We start from the raw sequence: 22,108 nt of genomic DNA, 5'->3' as shown, positions 1-22,108 counted from the left end.
CTCCATAATTTAAATTTCTAGTAAGATAGTTCTATTAGTTCTTTAGTCGAGTTAGATAATACTTCATATCCGTCGATTGTGATTACAATCAAATCTTCTATTCTAACTCCTCCAAAATCTGGAATATATATACCAGGTTCATCTGTTATTATCATTCCAGGTAAAAGAGTATTTTGTGCATTCGGGTTAACGTTAGGCATTTCATGTACTTCAAGTCCTACTCCATGTCCTAAACCATGACCAAAATATTCTCCATAACCTGCATCTGTTATTGCATCTCTAGCAATCTTATCTAGTTCAAAACCAGTCATACCTGGTTTTATATTTTCTAAAGCTCTCATTTGAGCATTTAAAACTATATTATATATTTCTTTTTGTCTGTCGCTTGCCTTTCCTACAACTATTGTTCTAGTCATATCTGAGCAATATCCATTATATACGCAACCAAAATCTAATGTCAAGAAGTCCCCTTCTTCTATTATTTTGTCACTTGCAACTCCATGTGGAAGAGAGGATCTCTTTCCCGATGCTACTATAGAATCAAAAGATAGTCCAGTAGCTCCTTTTTTCTTCATGAAATACTCAAGTTCAAGCGCTACATCTATTTCACATACTCCTGGTTTTATAAAAGTAAGGATGTGAGAAAAAGCTTCATCTGCAATACTTGCAGCTTTTCTTATAATATCTATCTCTTGTGCATCTTTTATAGCTCTTAATGCGAGCATATGTCCTTTTAAAGGAACGAAGTTTATATTTTCAAGTTCTTTACTGAATCTAGAATAAGTTGAAAAGTCCATATAGTCATCTTCAAATCCTAAGTTTTTTATATTCATATCTTTTAAAAAATCTGTTACAGGCTTTTCTCTTGATATTTCTACTATCTCAAAGTTTTCACATTGATTTGTAGCCTGTTGTATATATCTAAAATCTGTGAAGAATAAGTTTTTATCTTTTGTTATAAGAACATATCCTGTAGTTCCTGTAAAGTGAGATAGATATCTTCTGTTTTCAGCTTTATAAATTAAAACTGCATCTAAATCACTATTTTTCATATGTTCTCTTAATTTATTTATTCTATTCATTATTTTTCTCCCCCTATGTAGTTTATTATACTATATAAGCCTAGTATATAGCTATAAAATCCAAACCCTGTTATTTGGCCTATACACGCTTTTGCTGTAACACTTTTTTGTCTGAATTCTTCTCTTTTATGAATATTTGAGATATGAACCTCAACAAATGGCTTGTCTACAGATTTTATAGCATCATAAATAGCATAGCTATAGTGCGTATAAGCCCCTGGATTTATTACTATTCCATCATATGTATTTACACTACTTTGAATCTTGTCGATTATTTCCCCTTCGTGGTTGCTTTGAAAAAATTCTACTGTTATATTCATCTTCTTTGATTCTTCTAATATTACTCTATACAAATCTTGTATATTATCTTTCCCATATATATCTGTTTCTCTTTTCCCTATTAAATTTAAATTAGGACCGTTTAATATGAGCATATTTTTCATCAAAACACCTCTGTTTTTCTCTCATATATAATTATACCATTATAATATCATATTTTGGCTAAATTTAGTAGTATATTAGACACTACTTCGTTTATATTTTTATCATCTGTATCTATTTCAAAGTGAGCACATTTTGAGTATTTACTTAATCTAGATTTCATAAGGGATTGTATTTTTTGTTCTTTATTTTCAACCTTTAGCAAAGGTCTTTCTATTTTAGAATTTTCTAAGTTTCTTATTATAGTATCTGTACTTGCTTTTAGCCACATTACTACTCCTATTTTTCTAAGTAATTTTATATTTTGATCATTACTTATTATCCCTCCGCCAGTTGACAATATTATATTTTTTTTATTTGAAAGTATTTCCAGGCTCTGTTTTTCTAAATTTCTAAAATGTTTTTCTCCTTTTTTATGAAATATTTCATTTATACTCATATTCTCTTTTTGTTCAATATATATATCTGTATCTATTAATTGCATATTTAGTTTTTTAGAAAGTAATCTTGCGACACTACTCTTGCCGGTCGCCATAAATCCTACTAAAACTATATTTTCCACTTTACTCATCTCCACCATGAGGATTTTTAGAGACCTTTTCTATAGCTTTTATTATCTCACTTATTATTTTTACATTAGACTCATTTGTGCTTTCATCTATTCTTATAAATAGATTACCTCTTTGAGTCACTCCATATCTAGGTTTTAAGTTATTAAGTGCCATAGCTTTTATATCTAAAATACATCTATTACATTTACATACATCTTTATATTCTTCTAATAATTTATTTAGATGGATATCTACTAAATCCTCCATATAATTCTTTAATTCGTTCAATACAATTCCCCCTAATTAATTATGATAATTTCTAAAATAAATTAAAAAACTAGTACTTATATTTTCACTTCCCTTTTGTAATTTCAATGAAATTTCCGCACCACTCCCATTGTCTATATTCTTTATATTCATATTTTCTATATAGTCACCAAACTCATATCCATTATAATTCAAATTCTTTCTAAAAAAAACCTTCTTTTTGTTGTCTATATGATATATACTGCATATACGTCCATCCACATTAAATCTCACTTCTTTTATATCTGCTTCATTAAATTCATTTATATTAATCTTATCTCCATTTTTGTTTATAACACTGTCTATCCCAGATGATAAATATAAATTGTTCTCTATGAAATTTTGTATTATTTGAGCTTGTTCTTGTATTTCAACATTTGAATGTGAAATATTGTATACTTTAGTACTAAATATAAATACATTGAATATTACCATCAGTAAAACACTTATAAGCCCTAAAGATATTATAAGTTCCATGAGTGTTATGCCTTTATTATTCATATATTCCCTCTTTTATTAAAACCCTTCCACTAATTGGAACTATGGTTATGATTTTAGTTTTGTTACTTATAGTATCTTTTATCTTTATAGTCTCACCTTTTTGTTTGACAACTCCATTTAATCCAAACTCTATTTTTTCAACATTGTAAGATAAATTCATATTCTTTGGAAATTGAACTTTTCTTTTTATTTTTCCAGAATCCTTTAATATATATGAAATAGTATCTTCATCTGATTTTTCATAATATATATAAGTGGAGCTATCATAATTCATATTTTTCATTCTAGTGTATCGTATATCACTACACATTTGTCTAGTAAACGAATCTATTTTATAATCTCTTATATTTATTTTGTACATAGGTATTAATGAGATAATCATAATTAAACTTATAGTTATCAAAAGTTCTATCAAAGTCACATTCCTTTATTATCCATCTTATTTCCTCCTAAACCAATTTCTAAGATTAATTAACTTTCCTATATTTTCTTCATTATATATGTCGTCCTTATTTGGCACATCTATGTAGTAACCTTGTACTAATTCATTAGTCATTTTGTCCTTTGTATAGCAGGTCAATATTTTAAAATTAATTTTGTCATCTATAATATCAAAATTTTCATCTATAATATTTAGTTTAATATACTGTGAATTTAATTCTTTTATATTTTTTACTAATAATTTATAATATTGGCTTCTTAGAAAGCATTTTTCGTATTCTTCTTTAAACATTAGATTTAATTTTTCATCTATCTTTTCTTTATTTATTACAAAATGTATTCCAGTTTCGTCCTCTACCAAGTCTACATATTCACTATCTATTCCTTGCATTTCTTTATTTTTTTCTTCCTGCAAGAAATTATGATATTCATTTTTCATAAAATATTCAATTTTATTATTTGCTCTTTCTATGCTAAATTCTACATGTTTCACAACTTCTAAATATGCTTTATCAAGACCTCCTTCATTTTTATAAAAAGCTTCTTTTGATTTAACATATATATCTTGTATCTCATAGTTTGTTATGCAAATGCTTATTAATGTTGCGGCAATTACCATAATAAGTATGAAAATTAAAAGTGAACTTATCAATATATATCCTTTTTCATTTTTCATCTTCTTATAACCTTTAATGTTTTTAGATTTACGATTTCTTTTTCATCTTTTTTAACTTTAACCAATACCTCAAACAGATTATCATCATCCTTTTTATTTATATCTGTATCTACTTCATATTTACCATAAATATCTTTTGAATCATCATATTTTATAAAATTTTCATAGTCTTGCTGTCTTATAGTTTCTATATATTGTTGAGCTATATTTAAAGCTTCTAGTTTTTCTTTTGACTTCATATTAATCATGGCACAGGTCGTAATTATACTCATAAATACAACAACGGTTATTTGAATAAGAGCCAATGATATTATGATTTCTATCAACGTCAAGCCTTTATTATTCATATATCACCTACCTTTTAAGTAAAATTATTGACTTTTGATTGGTAATTAATACATAATATTTTTCTAAAAATCAGTCATAACAAATTTTTCTCTTAAAATTTCTATATTAATACTTTGAGAATATAAAAATGCTACCCATTAAAATATCACTACTGTGTTAAATATTTTTATAAAACTAAATATTATGTCTTATTAAATATCCTAAAACTTCTAAACTCGCTTAAGCTCAAACAACGAAGTTTTTTAACGGATATTTAAACGCCATAATCTAAGTTTTATTGAAAAATATTTAAATCAGTAGCTAACATTTTAATGAGTAGCATTTTTTAACCTACCAACTGCTATCGCAGTCTATCCTATGTTGAATATGGTAAACTGATATTTGATTCTCTAAAAAACAAAGTACTAGATTTAATTTAGGATAGATGAACATAAGAGATGGTTTATTTTTCGAACAATACATTATTTACTTAGAATTAATAGTAATATCTACGTTTTCTATATTATTACTATTAGTATCAAGTATACAAATCTTATACTTTGAAGGATTATTAGGCCAATTCATATCTTGTGAAAATAAAATTTTATTACTTTTATGGAAATACACAGGCTTACTAACACATGATTTTAGATTTGTAATATGTTTACATTCTTTCGTTTCCATATTCATAGTAAAAAGTTCATATTCAAAAGTTCCAGTTTGATTCGCAACTGCAGAAAATGCTACGAATTTATTATCCGGAGATAAAGCTGGATCATATACTTCTTTCTGTTCAATATTACTGTAATTTTCTAATGGTTTAATAATATCAACTTTTTTAGAACTATCTAAATAAAAGAAATGTATATTATTATTCTTTTCAAAAATTAAAGCATTACCATTAGACGTTATGCCCAAATCTGAAATATTGTATGATTTTTCAGATGTAAGCTGATTTAAATTTTTTCCATCAATATCTATAGAGTATAAATCGAAATCATGAAAAGTTTTTCTAGCTATAGGTGAATAGTTTTTGTAGTTTCCTGCTTTTGAAAAATATATATGTTCTTGATTTGGTGAAAAAACAGCTTTATTAATAAAACCATCAGCTTTTAAAATCTCTTTTTTATTACTTCCATCTTTGTTCATTATCCAAATAGAAGATTTTAAAGTAGTCTTGTTTTTAGGTGTCGAAATAAAAATAATCTTAGATCCATCGGGAGAATAAACAGGACATAAATGGGAATTTTTTTTATCTTTAGTCACTTGAACAACATTTGAACCATTAATTTTTGAAGTATAAATAGAAGCAACTCCTTTTTGATAATAAGAAAAAACGATTCTATCATCATTTGGAGAAATATCTATATTATTATCCAACCCTACAAAATCATTAGAAGCAGACATAGTAGGTAATGTTAATATAAATATTATGCAAATTATAAAAAATAAAACAAAAAAATATTTTTTCATTTAAAACACCCGCCTTATATATTTCTATTTAACTATAAATGACTCACTTTAATTAATTCCAAAATATACCATTTACAAACTTATCATATCAAATATATATACATAGTTCAATTATGCAATTTTTTTATTTTAAATATTTTTTCTCAGAGTAACTTTGTTCATGGAAATTTATAGTAGAACTACATAGGTATTGATATAATATCATCTATAAAATCCAAAGAAAAATTTAGTATAGTAAGTCGTATCTGTTGATTTTATATAGTTGTACGAGGTAAACTTGAATTTTATAATATAGTAAATACATTTAAAACTTCCTATGAAAATGTTAGTGAATGCTTTTAGATATTTTGACTAATATAACTTAGTTTTTGGTGTTTAATAATCTGTTAAGAAATTTGCGTGTCTGACCGCAGGGAGTTCGTAAATTTTTCGATTTATGCTACCGCATAGCTCATGTCGCCAACGAGTCCTAACGGGTTCCGTTGCTCAAAATAGTTGCAACTTTAGTTTACTTATCAATGTTATCCTCAAGTTGAAAGTCATATAATTTACTATAGATCAAAAAAGAACCCAGATTTCGTTCCTACGAAATCTAGGTCTATACTAATGTATATTTACTTAATTTTATGATTAATTATTAAAATCTAAGTTCTTCAACTTCCGATAAATCTTCTCTTTCAGGTCTTACTCCAATCCATATATAAAAAGCCTCTAATCCTTGATTTATAAGCATATCTATACCACCTAAGGTATCTAAATCATTATCTTTTGCCCACTTTAAAAATCTTGTCTCTTTTGGATTATATACTATATCACAGACTAAAATATCTTTATCAACCTTTATTGTCTCATCTATTGGATTTTGATATATATTTGGAGACATCCCTAATGATGTTGTATTTATTAATATATCTATATTTGCTAAGTCTTCCTTAGTTATATTAATATCCCCTGTTTTAACAATAGATTTAAAGTTTTCCTTTATAATATTCGATATACTTTCTGCTTTATTTAAGGTTCTATTTCTAATTTCAATAGACTTTGCATTATTATTTGCTATTTCTACAGCTATACTTCTAGCTGCTCCTCCTGCCCCTATTATCATTATATTTTTATCTTGTATTTTATATCCTTTTCTAATTACTGAATTTACAAATCCAACCCCATCTGTGTTGTATCCTATTAATCTTCCATTATCATTTTTTATAGTATTAACTGCACCTATTAATTTCGCATTAATATCTATGTCATCTAAGTAATTAATAATGTCTACCTTATGAGGTACAGTCACATTAGCACCATTCATTTTTAGTGCTTTTATAGCATCCACTGCATCGTTTAAATCTTCTTTATCTACATCAAAGCACATATACTTTGAATTTATATTGTATTTTTCAAATAAGCAATTATGAATACTTGGTGAAAAGCTATGCTCAACTGGTCTACCTATAAGACATGTTAGTTTTGTACTACCGTTTATCATACCTATCATCCTCCTATAGGTATATTATACATTATCTGCTCACAAATTTTGCACCTGATATTCTAATAGCAGTATTTACACAGTTATATATAAGTGTAGTTACGAATATATTTGCAAATGATGTAGGTAGAACTATAGTTAAAAACAGTGTCTTGAATGGAGCAGGAAGACCTACCATAAATAATGCTGATATCAAGAATACACTTCCACTTATTATAGTTGCTAAAAACGCTATACTAGCTATGCTTATTTGTTTTTCTTTATACTTACCTATTAATTTAATGATAAGATACACTGCTATGCAAGTTACAAATTTATCTATAACATTAGCTATTTGTCCACCTGGAAATGTAGTAGTCATTGCAGTTATAAAGCCACCTATAACCCCTGTTAAAAGAGCATTTTTAAATTCACTATTTATTAAAATGGCTACAACCATAATAGAAAGCATCAGGTCAAATTTCATACCAGCTACAACACCAGGTATTATTTGGTGTAGTATAAATCCTATTGCAAGTAATAAAGCTGTTAATATATTTTTTCTTAAATTCATAATAAATCTCTCCTTTTTTATGTTATTTAATTAATCAATCAAAGTACCAATCTCCTTCAGTTCATAACATATATATCAACCCCTTATAATTTTTTGTATAAAAAAAAGCCCATCATCCCTATAAAAGGGACGAAAGACTTATAGTTTCCGCGGTACCACCCAGATTAAATAGCTTATAGCTATTTCACTTTACAGATACGAAGATTTCTCTTGATATCCTGTTTCTATAACGGGAAACACCCGGCCTTGGCTAATTTCATTCGATTTCGCCTAGCTTCTCACAGGTCCATTCATTAAAAGGCTAACAATGGGACTTTCACCAATCTCCCACTCGCTGATTATTAAACAGTTTAACTACTTACTCCTGATCTTAGAATTTATTCTTGCTTTTTTATAATTATATTAAATGAACAGTTAAATTGCAACTAGTTTTTATAATTTTTATATATTAAAAAAACTATATTCTATTTACACCTGTTTTTATAGCCGCCTCTTTTACTGCATTTGCAACATTCTTACCTACATTTTTATCAAATGCCTTAGGTAGTATATTGTCAACCGAAATTTCTTCATCAGGTATAGTATTCGCTATTGCTAAAGCTGCGGCTATTTTCATTTCTTCGTTTATTTCACTTGCTCTAACATCTAATGCTCCCCTAAATATTCCAGGAAAAGCCAATACATTGTTTACTTGATTATCAAAATCAGATCTTCCTGTTCCTATTATAAATACTCCTGCTTCCTTTGCTTTGTCTGGCATTATCTCTGGTATTGGATTTGCCATGGCAAATACTATAGCCTTATCATTCATACTTGCAACCATCTCTGTTGTTAAAATATTAGGTGCAGATACTCCAATAAATACATCTTTTTTACATATAATATCCTTTAAAATTCCTCTTTCATCGTTTTTATTCGTTATTTTTGCCATTTCCTGCTGAGCCCAATTTATATTTTCTTTTCCTTCAAATATAGCTCCATCTTTATCGCATAAAACAATATTTTTAACTCCCATACTTATAAGAAGTTTAGATATTGCTATACCAGCAGACCCAGGACCATTAACTACAACTTCTAATTCCTTTATATCTTTGTCTGCAAGCTTTAAGCTATTTATAATACCAGCCGCAACTACTATTGCAGTCCCATGTTGATCATCATGAAATACAGGTATATCCAAAACTTCTTTCAATTTATTCTCTATTTCAAAACATCTAGGCGCAGATATATCCTCTAAGTTGACGCCTCCAAATACAGGTTCCATAAGCTTTACAGTTTTTACTATCTCATCTACATCATTAGTATCAAGACAAATTGGGAATGCATCCACATCTGCAAATTCTTTAAAAAGTATAGCCTTTCCCTCCATAACTGGTATAGATGCCTTTGCACCTATATTCCCAAGTCCCAAAACTGCACTACCATCACTTACAACAGCAACCAAATTAGATTTTGATGTATAATCATATACCTTATTTTCATCATCATGTATTTCTCTACACGGCATTGCAACACCCGGAGTGTACGCTATTGATAAATCATCTTTATCTTTTACTGCAACCTTACTATTAACAGATATTTTACCTTTATTTTCCTTATGCAATTTTAAAGCTAACTTATTATAATCCTTCATCTAAAATACCTACTTTCTTTCGTATTTTTTTCTTTCTATATCGTATAAATTATTACCTTTGCTATCTATAACTACAACTACAGGAAAGTTTTCAACCTTAAGCTTTCTTACAGCTTCTGCTCCTAAATCTTCATATAGTATAACTTCACTTTCCTTAATACAACTAGATATTATAGCTCCAGCTCCACCTGTTGCAGCAAAATATACACAATTATTATCCTTTATACCTTGAATTACTTCTTCTTTTCTATATCCTTTTCCTATCATACCTTTTAGCCCTCTTTCAAGCAAAGGAATTGTCATATCATCCATTCTATAACTTGTAGTAGGTCCAGCCGATCCTATAACCTCACCTGGCTTATTAGGAGACGGTCCTACATAATATATTACACTCCCCTTTAACTCAAAAGGTACTTCTTTATTATTTTCAATACATTCTATAATTCTCTTATGAGCCATATCTCTTGCTGTGTATATTGTGCCACTAATATGTACTAAATCTCCTGCGTTTAAATCATTCACTATATTATCATCAAGTGGCGTCTTTATTAACTTAATATCTTTTCTCATAAAATCCCCCTATAATATAATTTCTTCATGTCTTGATGCATGACAATTTATATTAACAGCAACAGGAAGGCCTGCTATATGAGTTGCAAATGTCTCTATATTAACACTAAGAGCAGTAGTCCTTCCTCCAAGACCTTGAGGTCCTATCCCTAAATCATTTATTTTTTTTAAAAGTCTTTTTTCCATATCCTTTATATGATCCAATTCATTGTTATCTCCTATTTTTCTAAGTAAAGCCTTCTTAGACATATATGCTGCCTTATCCATAGTTCCTCCTATCCCTACCCCAACAACTATAGGAGGACACGGATTTGCACCTGCATTTGATACCGTCTCTATTACAAAATCTTCTACGCCTTTAATCCCATCAGAAGGCTTGAGCATTTTTATCCTACTCATATTCTCACTTCCAAACCCTTTTGGAGCAAAAGTTATTTTTACTTTGTCACCCTCTACTATCTCGTAATATATTATAGCAGGTGTATTATCTTTAGTATTATTTCTAATTAATGGATCTTCAACTACTGATTTTCTCAAGTACCCATCCTTATATCCCTGTCTTACCCCTTCATTTATAGCATCAGTTACATTTTGACCTTCAAATAAAACTTCTTGACCAACCTCTAAAAAAACTACAGCCATTCCAGTATCTTGGCATATAGGCATACTATTTTTTTTGGCGATTTCTGCATTTTCAATCAACGTATCTAATATATACCTACCTATATCAGACTCTTCTTTTTCTATATTTTCCTTAAAAGAATTCATTACATCATTGCATAAATTTATATTAGAACTTATACTCATTTTCTTTACAGCCTCTAATAAATCTCTAGTATTTATTTTTCTCAATAATACCCCTCCTAAATTATACTATCCTTTTATACCATTTTATTTTTAATATTAACATTTTTCAAGTTTTTTATTTTAATGTTCGCATATAAAAAATAATGCTCATTTCAATGAGCATTATTTTTAGTTAATAATCTAATTCTAAATTATTATCCTCTATTTTTTTCCTATAACCATCAAAACTACCTTTTCTATATACTTAGCAGGACTTGGTATCTCAACTCCAAATGCTAAAAGAATGCTTATTACTAAAGATATTGAAAATATAGAACAATAAAGGATTAATTCCTTTTTTTTATGCATTTTGACTAATGGTACTATTTCCAAAAAACCTATTATTAAATAAGCTAATATTATCATAAATACTACCACATTAATCACCCACCTTAATAGGCTTTGATGTTAAAGCACTTCCCTTTATATTTACTTTAACATTTACATCCACCTTTAAATGTGGAAACATTTCATCCCAATCATCCTTAATTTTTTTCCATTCATTTGGCATCTTTCTATAAATATTATTTCCAAAACCAAATATGTCACTAGCATAATCTTTTTGTACTCTTTGTATAGTTTTTAACACTTCTTTTTTTACATATTCTTCAGCTTCAGCCTTTAATTTTATTCTTCCTGGTTCACTTATTAAATCTTCACTTCCTACTATTTCTGCTATTGATACATCCAATTCCGAATCTATCTTCATAATTATATTTCCATCTCTCATAACAGGCTTAACATCTGTTTTACTTTTAAATATTTCAAGCGTACAATCTGTATTAGAATTGTTAACATTCTCTATTACCAACAAACCTGCTTTCAATTCATCCTTTATAAGCATCATGTTCATTGTCTCTATTCCATTTATATACCCTACGAGTTTATCTTTCTTAAATACAGCCATTCCATCTATTTCTGGAACTGTTCCGTCATTCCCGTGTTTTGCTGTATAAACTGCTGGAATTGTACATGAAATTCCATCCCCCGATAAGTCCTTTAAGAATTGGTGTAGTTCTATAGATTCATATTTAGAAATGGAGTCTTTATTTTTAAGTTTATCTTCTAAATGTGCAGATATAGTATAATGTAACTTAGTCTCACACTCTAATATCTGCTTTGCCATTTTATCCTTAGATATTAAAAGCCATATATCAGATCTTACTTCTGCATCTCTATTTATAAAATCTATAACTTCAGTAACACCTTTTTTGGCTATATCTTCGCTTATTATAAATACCTTAGCATGAGGCCAATATCCTCTTTTACCAGAATGAGTTATCATAGTTCTCACTGCATCAAATATAGATTTTCCTTTTTCAGATATAAGGTCTGCCTCAAGTTTAAACTCTTCACCTGCAAGGGGTTTTACAATTTCAACAGTCAAAACATAATCCTCTTTTTCTTCAGATAAATCTACTGCTGCTCCATTTATTATATTAACATCATTGATTTCTCTATAATTCCAACATCCAGAAAGTATAAGCATAGAAATTGGTATTATGAAAAATACAATTTTCATCTTTAATCTAATCATAATTTTATACCTTCTTTCTTATTTAGTGGAATTTTTCTTTCTTATTCTGTTTTTTCTATTACTTATAAACTTTGGTCTATATTCCATGCACCACCACGGCGCTCTTATAGCTGTATCCTTTATATCTTGATATTCTGTACTTACTAAATCCATCATATAAGGTACTCCAAATGATCTCATAGACATTAAATGTATAAATAATCCTATAACACCGAATATATAACCATACAATCCTAAAAATGAGGCTAATAATAAAAATATTACTCTAATAATTATAATTGCACCTAACATTTTAGGTACTAAAAAACTTGAAATACCTGTCAAGCCTACAATAATTACTATAGGAGCACTTACAAACTTTGCCTTAACAGCTGCATCTCCTAAAACTAAAGCTCCAACTATACTTATTGTGGCACCAATTGGCTTTGGAAGTCTTACTCCAGCTTCTCTTAATACTTCAAATACAAACGTCATTGCCATAGCTTCAAATATAGTTGGAAACGGAACTCCTTCTCTTGCAGCAGATATACTTATAAGAAGTGGAGTTGGTATCATCTCTTGATGGTAGGTAACAAGAGCTAGATAAATAGCAGGTGTGCTGGTAGTTAAAAAAAATCCGATATATCTTAACATTCTATTTATAGATGAGTATATGAAGTTATTATAATAATCCTCATTTGCCTGAAAATACTCTATGAACAAAAACGGAATTGTCAATACAGCTGGTGTACCATCACATATTAAAGCGACTTTTCCTTCTAATAAATTGGCTGCAACAACATCTGGTCTTTCTGTATAACCGATTGTGATAAATGGGGACAATGGTTCATCCCTTATTAACTCATCTATATATCCAGAATCTAATATTCCATCTATATCTATATCATCAAGTCTTTTTTCTACCTCTTCAACTATTTTATCTGATGCTATATTCTCCATATAGCATATACATATTTTAGTTTTTGTTTGTTTCCCTAAAATTTTATATTTATACTTTAAATCTTTACTCAGTATTTTTCTTCTTATTAACGACAAATTTACATTTATAGATTCTGTAAAACCTTCTCTTGGACCTCTTAATACAACTTCTGCTTCAGGTTCACTTATATTCCTTATTTGCCATCCCTTAGTATCAAATATAGCTGCTTTATTATTGTTGTCCTCTATCAGAACAGTATCTCCATACAGAATGGCATCTATTAATTGATCTAAATCATCCATTGTCTTCATACCTGAATAACATATAGTATCGTTTAACAAATCGTCTATATTACTTCTTGATTCTTCATTTTTCATTATAGGATCTATTATGTACTCATTTATAGAAGGCTTATCAGCCATACCATCACAATATATTATACAATACTTTCTTTTATTTGAAGTTTTATCTATAAATGTTCTATATATTATAGAATCATTATTTTCTAATACTTTTTTGAATATATTTATATTTTTATCAAGCGATTTTGTAAGTTTAGTAGTTTTATTTTCATCTTTATTCAAAATCTTGTTTTTAATTTTTTCTAACACAAAAACACCTCTTTTAAGTTTTAATCTATTGTATAATTATTTCCATATTATAATTATGTATTCAATTTTATTACACAAAAAAGCCTATGGCATGAATTTTCATACCATAGGCTTATTCGAACTAATCTATAATTGTCATAACTTCTTCTACATCTTTTCTAGGAGGACTTATTACATCTCCATCAGGTATTCCTATAGGAGTCATAGCTGCAAAAGTATATCCTTCCTTTTTAAATCCTATAAAGTCTGATATTTCTTCTTTTGCATAATTTGGTCCTGTCATCCAGCAACCTCCATACCCCATATTAGCAGCAGCTAATAATAAATTTTCCATAGCTGCACCTATATTTTGTATTCCAGGAGATGGTTTTAAAAGAGAATGTATTTCTTCTTTTGATGCTCCTCCTTCTTTTAATAGTTCCAGTGCTGTAACAGGATATTCTCCGGCATATACTATGACAACTGATGGAGCATTTTTAAATATAGTGAAGTACTTTAGAAATTTCATAAATTTTTCACGTTTTTTTTCATCCTTTGTATAAGATGCTACTTCTTCATGCTTTTTCTCTATTATTTTAGCCATCTCTTCTATTTTGTCTTTATCTCTAACTACTACAAAATGCCAATTTTGAACATTATGTCCCGAAGGTGCATATGTTGCAGCCTTTATCATCTCTTTTATATCTTCCATTGGCACTTGTTCTTGTTTGAATTTTCTAACACTATGTCTTTTGTAAATAAAATCTAAATTACTCATAGAATCCTCCTTATAAAATCTTAATCGTACTGTATTTAATTATAGTTTGGCATCAAACTATTGTCAACCAAGTTTTTTACTTTTATATTTCATTGTTATATTAATTATTCTAAGTCAAAATTCTTATTAATTTTATTTATTAAATAAAAAAACATTTCTTCTTCTTCTTTAGTAAATCCTTTATATGCAGTATCTATTAATTTTTTAGATATTTTTTCAAATTCTGGTCTTATGCTCGTTCCCTTCTCTGTTAAAGTTATGTAAGTTACTCTTCTATCTTCCTTACACTTTTCTTTTTTTATGTAACCGAAAGAAACTAATTTATTACATAAAGATGTAACAGTAGATTTATCTCTTCTTATAAGTTGAGATATTTCTTTCATAGTTAGTCTTCCGTTGTTTTTGTATAAAACCGAAAGTATAGAACCATGAGATGGGACTATATTTTCTATATTATGCTCTTTTAATTCTCTTTCCAAAAATTTTTGATATTTTTTCCTTGTAGTACTTATATATCCTACAATATAGTTTCTATATTTATTCATAATTTATCCCTCTTTTTATAATTTATTGTTAAACTATATAAAGTCATTTAAAAATATATAGATATTATAAACAATTTCGAATTTATTTACAAATAAAAATTCTCACTATTCTTTGACTATGCTAATTGATTAATTAATAAAAAAATCCCGATATTATTTTTCAATACGGGATTTTTTATAGAGTTGTTTTTAGACGCAAACATATAAACTTCAATTAAGTACAAGACTAGTGCAATTAGTGTCCTTTTTGTAGATTAAATTCTTTTTTGAGCTTTTTTAAGGCTCTTTTTTCTATTCTGGATACATATGACCTAGATATATCTAATTTTTGTGCTATTTCCCTTTGAGTTTTATAGCCATTTTTAGTAAGTCCGTACCTCAGTTGCACTATTTCCTTTTCTCTCAATGTCAACACTTCGTCTATTTTCTCATACAGTTTTTTAACTTGTATTTTGAATTCTACTTCATCAATAACATGATCCACATCCGTTCCAAGTATGTCTATTAAAGATATTTCATTATCTTTAATAGATTATCAACGAAAACCCCAATTAAGTTATTATTTATTAATCATTTGAATATATTTAAATAATTAAATTTATGAGGAGGTTTTTATTATGCATCATTATGGATTATTATCTATAATCCCGCCTATAATGGCTATATTTTTAGCTTTTATAACAAGACAAGTTCTCCCCGCTTTATTTATAAGTATATGGATAGGTTCAACTATAATTTGCGATGGTAATTTCTTGTTGGGATTTGCAAAAACTGTTCAGGATTATATAGCAGGATCTATAGCAAGTCCATGGAATGCCGGTATAATAACATTTGATATAGCTCTAGGAGGAATGATTGGTATTGTAGCTAAATCAGGAGGTGCCAAAGCAATTGCTGATTGGTTGTCTAAAAAAGCTAATACTCCTAAAAGTGGACAATTTGCAACATGGGCTATGGGCCTTATTATATTCTTTGATGATTATTCCAACACTTTGCTTGTAGGAAATACTATGAGACCACTTACTGATAAACTTAAAATTTCTAGAGAAAAGTTATCATATATTTGTGACTCTACAGCAGCTCCAGTTGCTAGTATGTCTTTAATTTCAACATGGATAGCATATGAGTTAGGACTTTTGAGAGATTGTTTTTCAGCTATAGATGTAAACATGAATGCATATTCAGCTTTCATTCAGTCAATTCCATATAGATTCTACAGCATAACCGCCGTATTCTTCGTATTAGCAATTTGTCTTTCAGGACGCGATTACGGTCCTATGCTAAAAGCAGAAGTTAGAGCTAGAAAAACAGGAAAATTAGTTGCAGATGGATCCACTCCACTTGCATCAAAAGAATTAACTGATATGAAAATAAAAGAAAATATTCCACTTAGATGGTATAACGCACTAATCCCTGTATTTACAGTCGTTATTATGGTTATAGTCGGTCTTTACATAAACGGATATAGCGCAATAATGAAAGGTGAAGATCAAGAACTCATAAAGGCTATTAGTGCTCATCCTTATTCTTTCTTATCAATAAGAGATATAATAGGTAATTCAAATGCAGCAGTTGCTATGATGTGGGCGGCATTTACAGGAACTATAGTTGCAATGATCCTAGTTATATCACAAAAAATACTTACATTTTCTGAAGCTATGGAAGCCTGGGTTGATGGAGCGAAATCTTTGGTTATGGCTCTTATGGTTTTGGTTGCAGCTTGGGGTATTGGTAAGATGTGTAAAGATTTAGGTACTGCACACTTTTTAGTTGGAATTTTACAAGGAAATGTTTCTGCAAGAATAATACCTTTAGTAGTATTTTTACTAGGATGTATAATTGCTTTTTCAACAGGGACATCTTGGGGTACAACTGCTATTTTAATGCCTATCGCTGTTCCTCTTGCTTATCAACTAAGTGGCGGAGAAGTTGGAAGTCTATTATTTGCTACAATAGGTGCCGTATTTACAGGTGCTGTATTCGGAGACAACTGTTCTCCTATATCTGATACTACTATAATGAGTTCTATGGCTTGTGCTTCTGATCATATAGACCATGTTAAAACACAGATGCCATACGCTATAACAGTCGCGCTAATAGCAACTCTTATAGGATACATACCCGCTGCATTTGGTGTTAACCCTTTAATTTCTATATTTGTTTCTATAATAATAGCATTTACTGTAGTTAGAGTATTTGGTAAGAAAGTTGATGATATTATAAAAAACTGAAAATGAGAACATAAAATAAGAGGCTAATAGCCTCTTATTTTATGTTCTCAAATGCAGTTGATAGCATAAGCTTTATTCTATTTATTTGATTTACTTCACTTGCACCAGGGTCATAATCTATAGATATTATATTCGATCTTGGGTATCTACTTTTAAGCTCTTTTATTACTCCTTTTCCAGTTATATGATTTGGAAGACAAGCAAAAGGTTGCATACATATTATATTTTCAACACCATCTTCTATAAGTTCTATCATTTCTGCTGTTAAAAGCCACCCTTCTCCTGTTTGATTTCCAAGTGATACAATAGAGCTAGCTTTGTCTGCAAGTTCATATATATTCTTTGGAGAATTGAAATTTTTGCTTTTATTCAAATAATTTCGTATATAATCTCTTATATATTCTACAAAATTTATTATAAATTTGCTCAAATAACTATTAATTTTTTTACCTGATAAATACTCACATCTGTATATATTTCCATAAATACTGTACAAGAAAAAATCCATAAGATCTAAAACTATAACCTCTGCTCCTTCATTTTCTAACATATCAACTATATTGTTGTTTGCTAAAGGGTGATATTTTACTAATATCTCTCCTACTAACCCAACTTTTGGTTTTGATTTATATAATATTTCTAAATTATCAAAATCATTTATTATATTCTCTATATTTTTTTTGAATTGATTAATTTTTCCATTTTTAATATTTTCAAAGCATTTTAAAGCCCAATCATCGTATAGTTTATTTGCAGAACCTGCAACCTTCTCATAAGGTCTTATTTTATATAATACCCTCATAAGCAAATCACCATATACACAACCCATGGCAGCCTTTTTCATAAGAGATATACTTATCTTAAATCCAGGATTTTTCTCAATTCCAGATAAATTTGCAGAAATAACAGGAACATTATTAAATCCCGCATCTTTTAAAGCCTTTCTCAAAAACCCTATATAATTGCTAGCTCTACAACCACCACCTGTTTGAGATATTATTATTGATGTATTATCTATGTTGTATTTGTTAGATTTTAAAGCGTTTATTATTTGCCCTATAACTATTATAGACGGATAGCATGCATCGTTGTTTACATATTTAAGCCCTTCATCTATGCATTTTCTATCCAAAGACTCTATTACTTCTAAATTATAGCCCTCACTTTTAAACGCCTCTTGTACAAATTTGAAATGTATAGGAGACATTTGAGGGCATAATATAGTATGAGTTTGCTTCATATCCTTAGTAAAGACTACCTTTGTATCATTTGATTCAACTTTTTTTATATTATTATTTTTTTCTTTAATTGCAGATATTAAAGACCTTATTCTTATATTAGCAGCACCTAGATTATTTACTTCATCTATCTTAATTAAAGTATATATCTTGTAATCAAGTATTTCCTTAACTTGATCGCTAGTTACTGCATCAAGACCACAACCAAATGAATTAAGCTGTATAAGCTCTAAATTATCATTCTCTCTAACATAACTTGCAGCTAAGTAAAGTCTAGAATGATACATCCATTGATTAAGTACCCTTAAAGGCTTTTCAATATTTCCTAAATGAGATACACTATCCTCCGTTAAAACAGCTATAGAATTAGATGTTATTATATTTTGTATTCCATGATTTATTTGAGGATCTATATGATACGGTCTACCAGCTAACACTATTCCTATCTTAGAATTTTCTTGTAAGTATTTTATAATTTCTTCTCCTTTTTTTCTTATGTCCTTTTTAACTTTAATATCTTCATTCCAAGCTTTATTTACCGCTATATCTATTTCTTGTTTTGATATATTAAAACTGCTTAATATATAATACATCCTTTTTATAAGCCTTTTCTTATTATTATAAGGTATAAACGGGTTCATAAATTTTACGTTATTATCCTTTATTATGTTCATATTATTTTTTATAACTTCAGAATAAGATATTACTACAGGACAATTAAAATTATTGTTTGTATTTTTGAACTCTTCTTTTTCATATGATATACAAGGATAGAATATGAAATTCACTCCTTTTTTAATAAGATACGCTATATGACCATGAACCATTTTGGCTGGATAACAAGTTGATTCAGATGGTATACTATCCATTCCAAGCTCATAAATTTTATTCGATGAATGGGGTGATATCTCTACCCTGAATCCTAATTCATTAAAAAAAGTAAACCAAAATGGATAATTTTCATATATATTAAGAACTCTAGGTATCCCAACAACTCCCCTTTTAGCTTTATCTTTATCTATAGGAGTATAATTGAATATTTTATTGTATTTATAATAATACATATTAAATTCATGCTGAGATTTCGTCTGATAAGCACCCTTTTCACATCTATTTCCAGATACAAATATCTGTCCATTTTGAAACTTATTTATAGTAATTGAGCAGTTATTAGTGCATTTTTTACATCTTGTAGATATCGCCTTAATCGAAAATTCATTTAAATCTTTTTCTTTTAAAAAATTAGTTTTATACCCATTATGATATCTGTTTTTTGATATTATGGCGGCACCATATGCTCCCATAAGACCTGATATATCAGGCCTTATAACTTCTTTTTTTAGTATTTTTTCAATGCATCTAAGTATAGAATCATTATAAAAAGTACCACCTTGAACTACTATATTATCTCCTAAGTCGTTTGCATCTTTTATCTTTATAACTTTATAAAGAGCATTTTTTATTACAGAGTATGAAAGCCCAGCTGATATATCCGATATATCATATCCTTCTTTTTGAGCCTGCTTTACCTTAGAATTCATAAATACAGTGCATCTTGACCCTAAATCAACTGGTGTTTTTGCCATTAAAGCTTTATTAGAAAATGTATCAACGTCAATATTAAGAGACTTTGCAAACGTCTCTATAAAAGATCCACACCCAGATGAGCAAGCTTCATTTAACATTATATCGTCTATTATTCCATTTTTTATTTTTAAGCATTTCATATCTTGTCCACCAATATCTAAAATAAAATCTACCTCTGGCAAAAAATATTTAGCTGCATTATAATGTGCAACTGTCTCAACCTCTCCATAATCCATAGATAAAGCTGATTTTAACAATTCCTCTCCATATCCTGTGGAAGTTGAGTATACTATATTGGCTTCTTTTGGTAATTTAGTATACATGTCTTTTAATATTTTGACTGTAAATTCAAGAGGTTTTCCATTATTTAATCCATAAAACGAATATAGTAAATTTTTATTATCATCTATAAGTACAACCTTAGTTGTTGTAGATCCAGCATCTATACCCAAATAGCAATTTCCGTTATATTCTGTAATATCATTTATCTTAATTTTATTTTTATTGTGTCTTTTTCTAAATTCCTCAACTTCATACTTATTATTAAATAAAGGTTCTATATTTGAAGATCTTATAATTTTCAAATCATCTAATTTATGTAAGCTATTTTTCAAGTTCTCAAATTTTATTGTATTTTTTTTCTTAGACTCAATAGCTGCTCCTAGTGCTACATAAAATTGTGCATTTTCAGGAAATATAACTTCATTATCACTTAAACTTAGAGTTTCTTTAAATCTTTTCCTAAGCTCAGATAAAAAATGAAGCGGACCTCCCAAAAACATTACTTTTCCCTTTATAGCTTTTCCACAAGAAAGACCTGTTATAGTCTGATTAACAACAGCTTGGAATATAGAAACCGCTATATCTTCCTTACAAACTCCTTGATTTATAAGAGGTTGGATATCACTCTTTGCAAATACTCCACATCTAGCAGCAACTGGATATATATTTTTATAGTTTTTTGCAAGTTCATTAAGTCCGTTAGTATCTGTATTTATCAAAGATGACATCTGATCTATAAAAGCTCCAGTACCTCCTGCACAAGTTCCATTCATTCTTTGCTCTAATGAACTTTCAAAAAAAGTTATTTTCGCATCCTCTCCTCCAAGTTCTATACAAACATCAACATCATTCGAGCTATATTGAATTGCCTTTGTACAAGCTACAACTTCTTGAATAAAATCTAAATCTAAAATTTCAGCTATACTAAGACCTCCAGAGCCTGTTATCATACTAGTTATACTAAAATCTTTGAATTTATCTAAAACATTACTTATAATTTCTTTAATAGTTTTTTTTATATCAGAATAATGTCTTGTATATTTTTTGAAAATTATATTGTCATACTCATCTATTAAAATTAGTTTAACTGTAGTAGACCCTATATCCAATCCCATATGTAATAAATTATTCATATAATCTACAGCTCAATAGCTGAAACTCACCCCCCACGCCTTATGTGAATTGTATTTTTAATTATATGATTATCATTAACTACTTATCTCTATTTTTTTAATATATTTTCAACAATTTCTCTACTAATACTGTAGAATTCTTCCAATATATAATCTATCTCATCTTTCGAATCTATAGTAGGTTCTACTACACATACAGTTGCATTACCTATTATGTGGATTTCATTATATTTTATATTCTCACTCATATTATTCCCTCCTTGTATAATGTAGTTATAACATTTGATAGAAAACTTTCTAATTATCTAACGAACATTAATAACTTTTCTAAAATTTCAATAATGCATAAAATCCTATCAGATTTCAAAACATTTCATACTATCGT

General features: G+C 28.6%; 23 protein-coding genes and 1 other annotated feature. Of the genes, 1 reads left to right on the top strand and 22 read right to left on the bottom strand.

The features are described from left to right. Positions 1 to 17: 17 nt before the first annotated feature. From Tmeso_RS09035 to Tmeso_RS08940, 20 genes are all read right to left on the bottom strand, one after another. Positions 18 to 1,082 carry a M24 family metallopeptidase gene (locus Tmeso_RS09035; RefSeq protein WP_099190392.1) on the bottom strand — a complete coding sequence of 355 codons (1,065 nt, stop codon included), beginning with the start codon at positions 1,080 to 1,082 and terminating at the stop codon, positions 18 to 20. Beyond that, the gene (gene aroQ / locus Tmeso_RS09030; RefSeq protein ID WP_099190390.1) at positions 1,082 to 1,525 is read right to left on the bottom strand and encodes a type II 3-dehydroquinate dehydratase; all 444 of its coding nucleotides are present in this window, start codon (positions 1,523 to 1,525) and stop codon (positions 1,082 to 1,084) included. Before aroQ ends, Tmeso_RS09035 begins: the two co-directional genes overlap by 1 nt. 47 nt (positions 1,526 to 1,572) lie before the next feature. Beyond that, positions 1,573 to 2,085: a shikimate kinase gene (locus Tmeso_RS09025; RefSeq protein ID WP_187296287.1), complete on the bottom strand. Its 513-nt coding sequence runs from the start codon at positions 2,083 to 2,085 to the stop codon at positions 1,573 to 1,575. A gap of 1 nt (position 2,086) precedes the next feature. After that, a complete protein-coding gene (locus tag Tmeso_RS09020) occupies positions 2,087 to 2,362 on the bottom strand; it encodes a late competence development ComFB family protein (protein ID WP_242967902.1) in 276 nt (91 codons plus the stop codon). A gap of 15 nt (positions 2,363 to 2,377) precedes the next feature. Then, the gene (locus Tmeso_RS09015; protein WP_099190386.1) at positions 2,378 to 2,881 is read right to left on the bottom strand and encodes a prepilin-type N-terminal cleavage/methylation domain-containing protein; all 504 of its coding nucleotides are present in this window, start codon (positions 2,879 to 2,881) and stop codon (positions 2,378 to 2,380) included. Then, on the bottom strand, positions 2,874 to 3,296 hold the full coding sequence (locus Tmeso_RS09010; protein ID WP_099190384.1) for a hypothetical protein: 423 nt from the start codon (positions 3,294 to 3,296) through the stop codon (positions 2,874 to 2,876). Before Tmeso_RS09010 ends, Tmeso_RS09015 begins: the two co-directional genes overlap by 8 nt. 24 nt (positions 3,297 to 3,320) lie before the next feature. Continuing rightward, a complete protein-coding gene (locus tag Tmeso_RS09005) occupies positions 3,321 to 3,998 on the bottom strand; it encodes a hypothetical protein (protein WP_099190382.1) in 678 nt (225 codons plus the stop codon). Continuing rightward, a complete protein-coding gene (locus tag Tmeso_RS09000; RefSeq protein ID WP_099190380.1) occupies positions 3,995 to 4,345 on the bottom strand; it encodes a type II secretion system protein in 351 nt (116 codons plus the stop codon). Before Tmeso_RS09000 ends, Tmeso_RS09005 begins: the two co-directional genes overlap by 4 nt. Positions 4,346 to 4,811: 466 nt before the next feature. Continuing rightward, positions 4,812 to 5,798, bottom strand: a complete 987-nt coding sequence (locus tag Tmeso_RS08995; RefSeq protein WP_099190378.1) for a TolB family protein — start codon at positions 5,796 to 5,798, stop codon at positions 4,812 to 4,814. A 637-nt stretch (positions 5,799 to 6,435) separates the two neighbouring features. Then, positions 6,436 to 7,281, bottom strand: a complete 846-nt coding sequence (gene aroE / locus Tmeso_RS08990) for a shikimate dehydrogenase (RefSeq protein WP_099190376.1) — start codon at positions 7,279 to 7,281, stop codon at positions 6,436 to 6,438. A gap of 31 nt (positions 7,282 to 7,312) precedes the next feature. Then, on the bottom strand, positions 7,313 to 7,834 hold the full coding sequence (locus Tmeso_RS08985; protein ID WP_099190374.1) for a tryptophan transporter: 522 nt from the start codon (positions 7,832 to 7,834) through the stop codon (positions 7,313 to 7,315). 122 nt (positions 7,835 to 7,956) lie between these two features. Further along, positions 7,957 to 8,215, bottom strand: a binding site (T-box leader). A gap of 76 nt (positions 8,216 to 8,291) precedes the next feature. Beyond that, positions 8,292 to 9,467 (bottom strand): NAD(P)-dependent malic enzyme, encoded by a 1,176-nt coding sequence (locus Tmeso_RS08980; RefSeq protein ID WP_099190372.1) that lies wholly within the window; start codon positions 9,465 to 9,467, stop codon positions 8,292 to 8,294. 9 nt (positions 9,468 to 9,476) lie between these two features. Next, complete coding sequence (locus Tmeso_RS08975) at positions 9,477 to 10,037, bottom strand: Fe-S-containing hydro-lyase (protein WP_099190370.1); 561 nt, start codon at positions 10,035 to 10,037, stop codon at positions 9,477 to 9,479. 9 nt (positions 10,038 to 10,046) lie between these two features. Then, positions 10,047 to 10,889 carry a fumarate hydratase gene (locus tag Tmeso_RS08970; protein WP_099190368.1) on the bottom strand — a complete coding sequence of 281 codons (843 nt, stop codon included), beginning with the start codon at positions 10,887 to 10,889 and terminating at the stop codon, positions 10,047 to 10,049. A gap of 156 nt (positions 10,890 to 11,045) precedes the next feature. Beyond that, on the bottom strand, positions 11,046 to 11,261 hold the full coding sequence (locus Tmeso_RS08965) for a hypothetical protein (RefSeq protein WP_099190366.1): 216 nt from the start codon (positions 11,259 to 11,261) through the stop codon (positions 11,046 to 11,048). A 1-nt stretch (position 11,262) separates the two neighbouring features. Next, on the bottom strand, positions 11,263 to 12,420 hold the full coding sequence (locus tag Tmeso_RS08960) for a Ger(x)C family spore germination protein (RefSeq protein ID WP_099190364.1): 1,158 nt from the start codon (positions 12,418 to 12,420) through the stop codon (positions 11,263 to 11,265). 18 nt (positions 12,421 to 12,438) lie between these two features. Next, positions 12,439 to 13,950 carry a spore germination protein gene (locus Tmeso_RS08955; RefSeq protein ID WP_099190362.1) on the bottom strand — a complete coding sequence of 504 codons (1,512 nt, stop codon included), beginning with the start codon at positions 13,948 to 13,950 and terminating at the stop codon, positions 12,439 to 12,441. Positions 13,951 to 14,071: 121 nt separating this feature from the next. After that, positions 14,072 to 14,707: a nitroreductase family protein gene (locus Tmeso_RS08950; protein WP_099190360.1), complete on the bottom strand. Its 636-nt coding sequence runs from the start codon at positions 14,705 to 14,707 to the stop codon at positions 14,072 to 14,074. A gap of 104 nt (positions 14,708 to 14,811) precedes the next feature. Next, positions 14,812 to 15,252 carry a MarR family winged helix-turn-helix transcriptional regulator gene (locus Tmeso_RS08945; RefSeq protein WP_099190358.1) on the bottom strand — a complete coding sequence of 147 codons (441 nt, stop codon included), beginning with the start codon at positions 15,250 to 15,252 and terminating at the stop codon, positions 14,812 to 14,814. A gap of 235 nt (positions 15,253 to 15,487) precedes the next feature. Beyond that, a complete protein-coding gene (locus Tmeso_RS08940; protein WP_330400335.1) occupies positions 15,488 to 15,736 on the bottom strand; it encodes a sigma-70 family RNA polymerase sigma factor in 249 nt (82 codons plus the stop codon). Between the two features lie 133 nt (positions 15,737 to 15,869). On the opposite strand from Tmeso_RS08940, the gene Tmeso_RS08935 reads away from it, so the two are divergent. After that, positions 15,870 to 17,483, top strand: coding sequence for a Na+/H+ antiporter NhaC family protein (locus Tmeso_RS08935; RefSeq protein ID WP_099190354.1), 1,614 nt, complete (start codon positions 15,870 to 15,872; stop codon positions 17,481 to 17,483). 34 nt (positions 17,484 to 17,517) lie between these two features. Here Tmeso_RS08935 and Tmeso_RS08930 read toward each other — a convergent pair whose 3' ends face one another. Together Tmeso_RS08930 and Tmeso_RS16425 are read right to left on the bottom strand one after the other, a co-directional pair. Further along, on the bottom strand, positions 17,518 to 21,723 hold the full coding sequence (locus Tmeso_RS08930; RefSeq protein WP_099190352.1) for a 2-hydroxyacyl-CoA dehydratase: 4,206 nt from the start codon (positions 21,721 to 21,723) through the stop codon (positions 17,518 to 17,520). A gap of 89 nt (positions 21,724 to 21,812) precedes the next feature. After that, positions 21,813 to 21,971 (bottom strand): hypothetical protein, encoded by a 159-nt coding sequence (locus tag Tmeso_RS16425; protein WP_187296286.1) that lies wholly within the window; start codon positions 21,969 to 21,971, stop codon positions 21,813 to 21,815. Positions 21,972 to 22,108: the final 137 nt, after the last annotated feature.

Origin of the sequence: Tepidibacter mesophilus, from assembly GCF_002724055.1 — a bacterium.
GTDB classification, from domain to species: Bacteria; Bacillota; Clostridia; order Peptostreptococcales; family Peptostreptococcaceae; genus Tepidibacter_A; species Tepidibacter_A mesophilus.
Note: the sequence above shows the minus strand (reverse complement) of the source record. Positions and strands in the feature narration are given on the sequence as shown.

Coding starts and splice junctions, on each gene's coding strand:
- Tmeso_RS09005 (WP_099190382.1), bottom strand. CDS start 3,998: ATGAAAAATGAAAAAGGATATATATTGATAAGTTCACTTTTAATTTTC.
- Tmeso_RS08975 (WP_099190370.1), bottom strand. CDS start 10,037: ATGAGAAAAGATATTAAGTTAATAAAGACGCCACTTGATGATAATATA.
- Tmeso_RS08950 (WP_099190360.1), bottom strand. CDS start 14,707: ATGAGTAATTTAGATTTTATTTACAAAAGACATAGTGTTAGAAAATTC.
- Tmeso_RS08985 (WP_099190374.1), bottom strand. CDS start 7,834: ATGAATTTAAGAAAAAATATATTAACAGCTTTATTACTTGCAATAGGA.
- Tmeso_RS09015 (WP_099190386.1), bottom strand. CDS start 2,881: ATGAATAATAAAGGCATAACACTCATGGAACTTATAATATCTTTAGGG.
- Tmeso_RS08995 (WP_099190378.1), bottom strand. CDS start 5,798: ATGAAAAAATATTTTTTTGTTTTATTTTTTATAATTTGCATAATATTT.
- Tmeso_RS09035 (WP_099190392.1), bottom strand. CDS start 1,082: ATGAATAGAATAAATAAATTAAGAGAACATATGAAAAATAGTGATTTA.
- Tmeso_RS09000 (WP_099190380.1), bottom strand. CDS start 4,345: ATGAATAATAAAGGCTTGACGTTGATAGAAATCATAATATCATTGGCT.
- Tmeso_RS08935 (WP_099190354.1), top strand. CDS start 15,870: ATGCATCATTATGGATTATTATCTATAATCCCGCCTATAATGGCTATA.
- Tmeso_RS08980 (WP_099190372.1), bottom strand. CDS start 9,467: ATGAAGGATTATAATAAGTTAGCTTTAAAATTGCATAAGGAAAATAAA.
- Tmeso_RS08960 (WP_099190364.1), bottom strand. CDS start 12,420: ATGATTAGATTAAAGATGAAAATTGTATTTTTCATAATACCAATTTCT.
- Tmeso_RS08930 (WP_099190352.1), bottom strand. CDS start 21,723: ATGAATAATTTATTACATATGGGATTGGATATAGGGTCTACTACAGTT.
- Tmeso_RS08945 (WP_099190358.1), bottom strand. CDS start 15,252: ATGAATAAATATAGAAACTATATTGTAGGATATATAAGTACTACAAGG.
- Tmeso_RS16425 (WP_187296286.1), bottom strand. CDS start 21,971: ATGAGTGAGAATATAAAATATAATGAAATCCACATAATAGGTAATGCA.
- aroQ (WP_099190390.1), bottom strand. CDS start 1,525: ATGAAAAATATGCTCATATTAAACGGTCCTAATTTAAATTTAATAGGG.
- aroE (WP_099190376.1), bottom strand. CDS start 7,281: ATGATAAACGGTAGTACAAAACTAACATGTCTTATAGGTAGACCAGTT.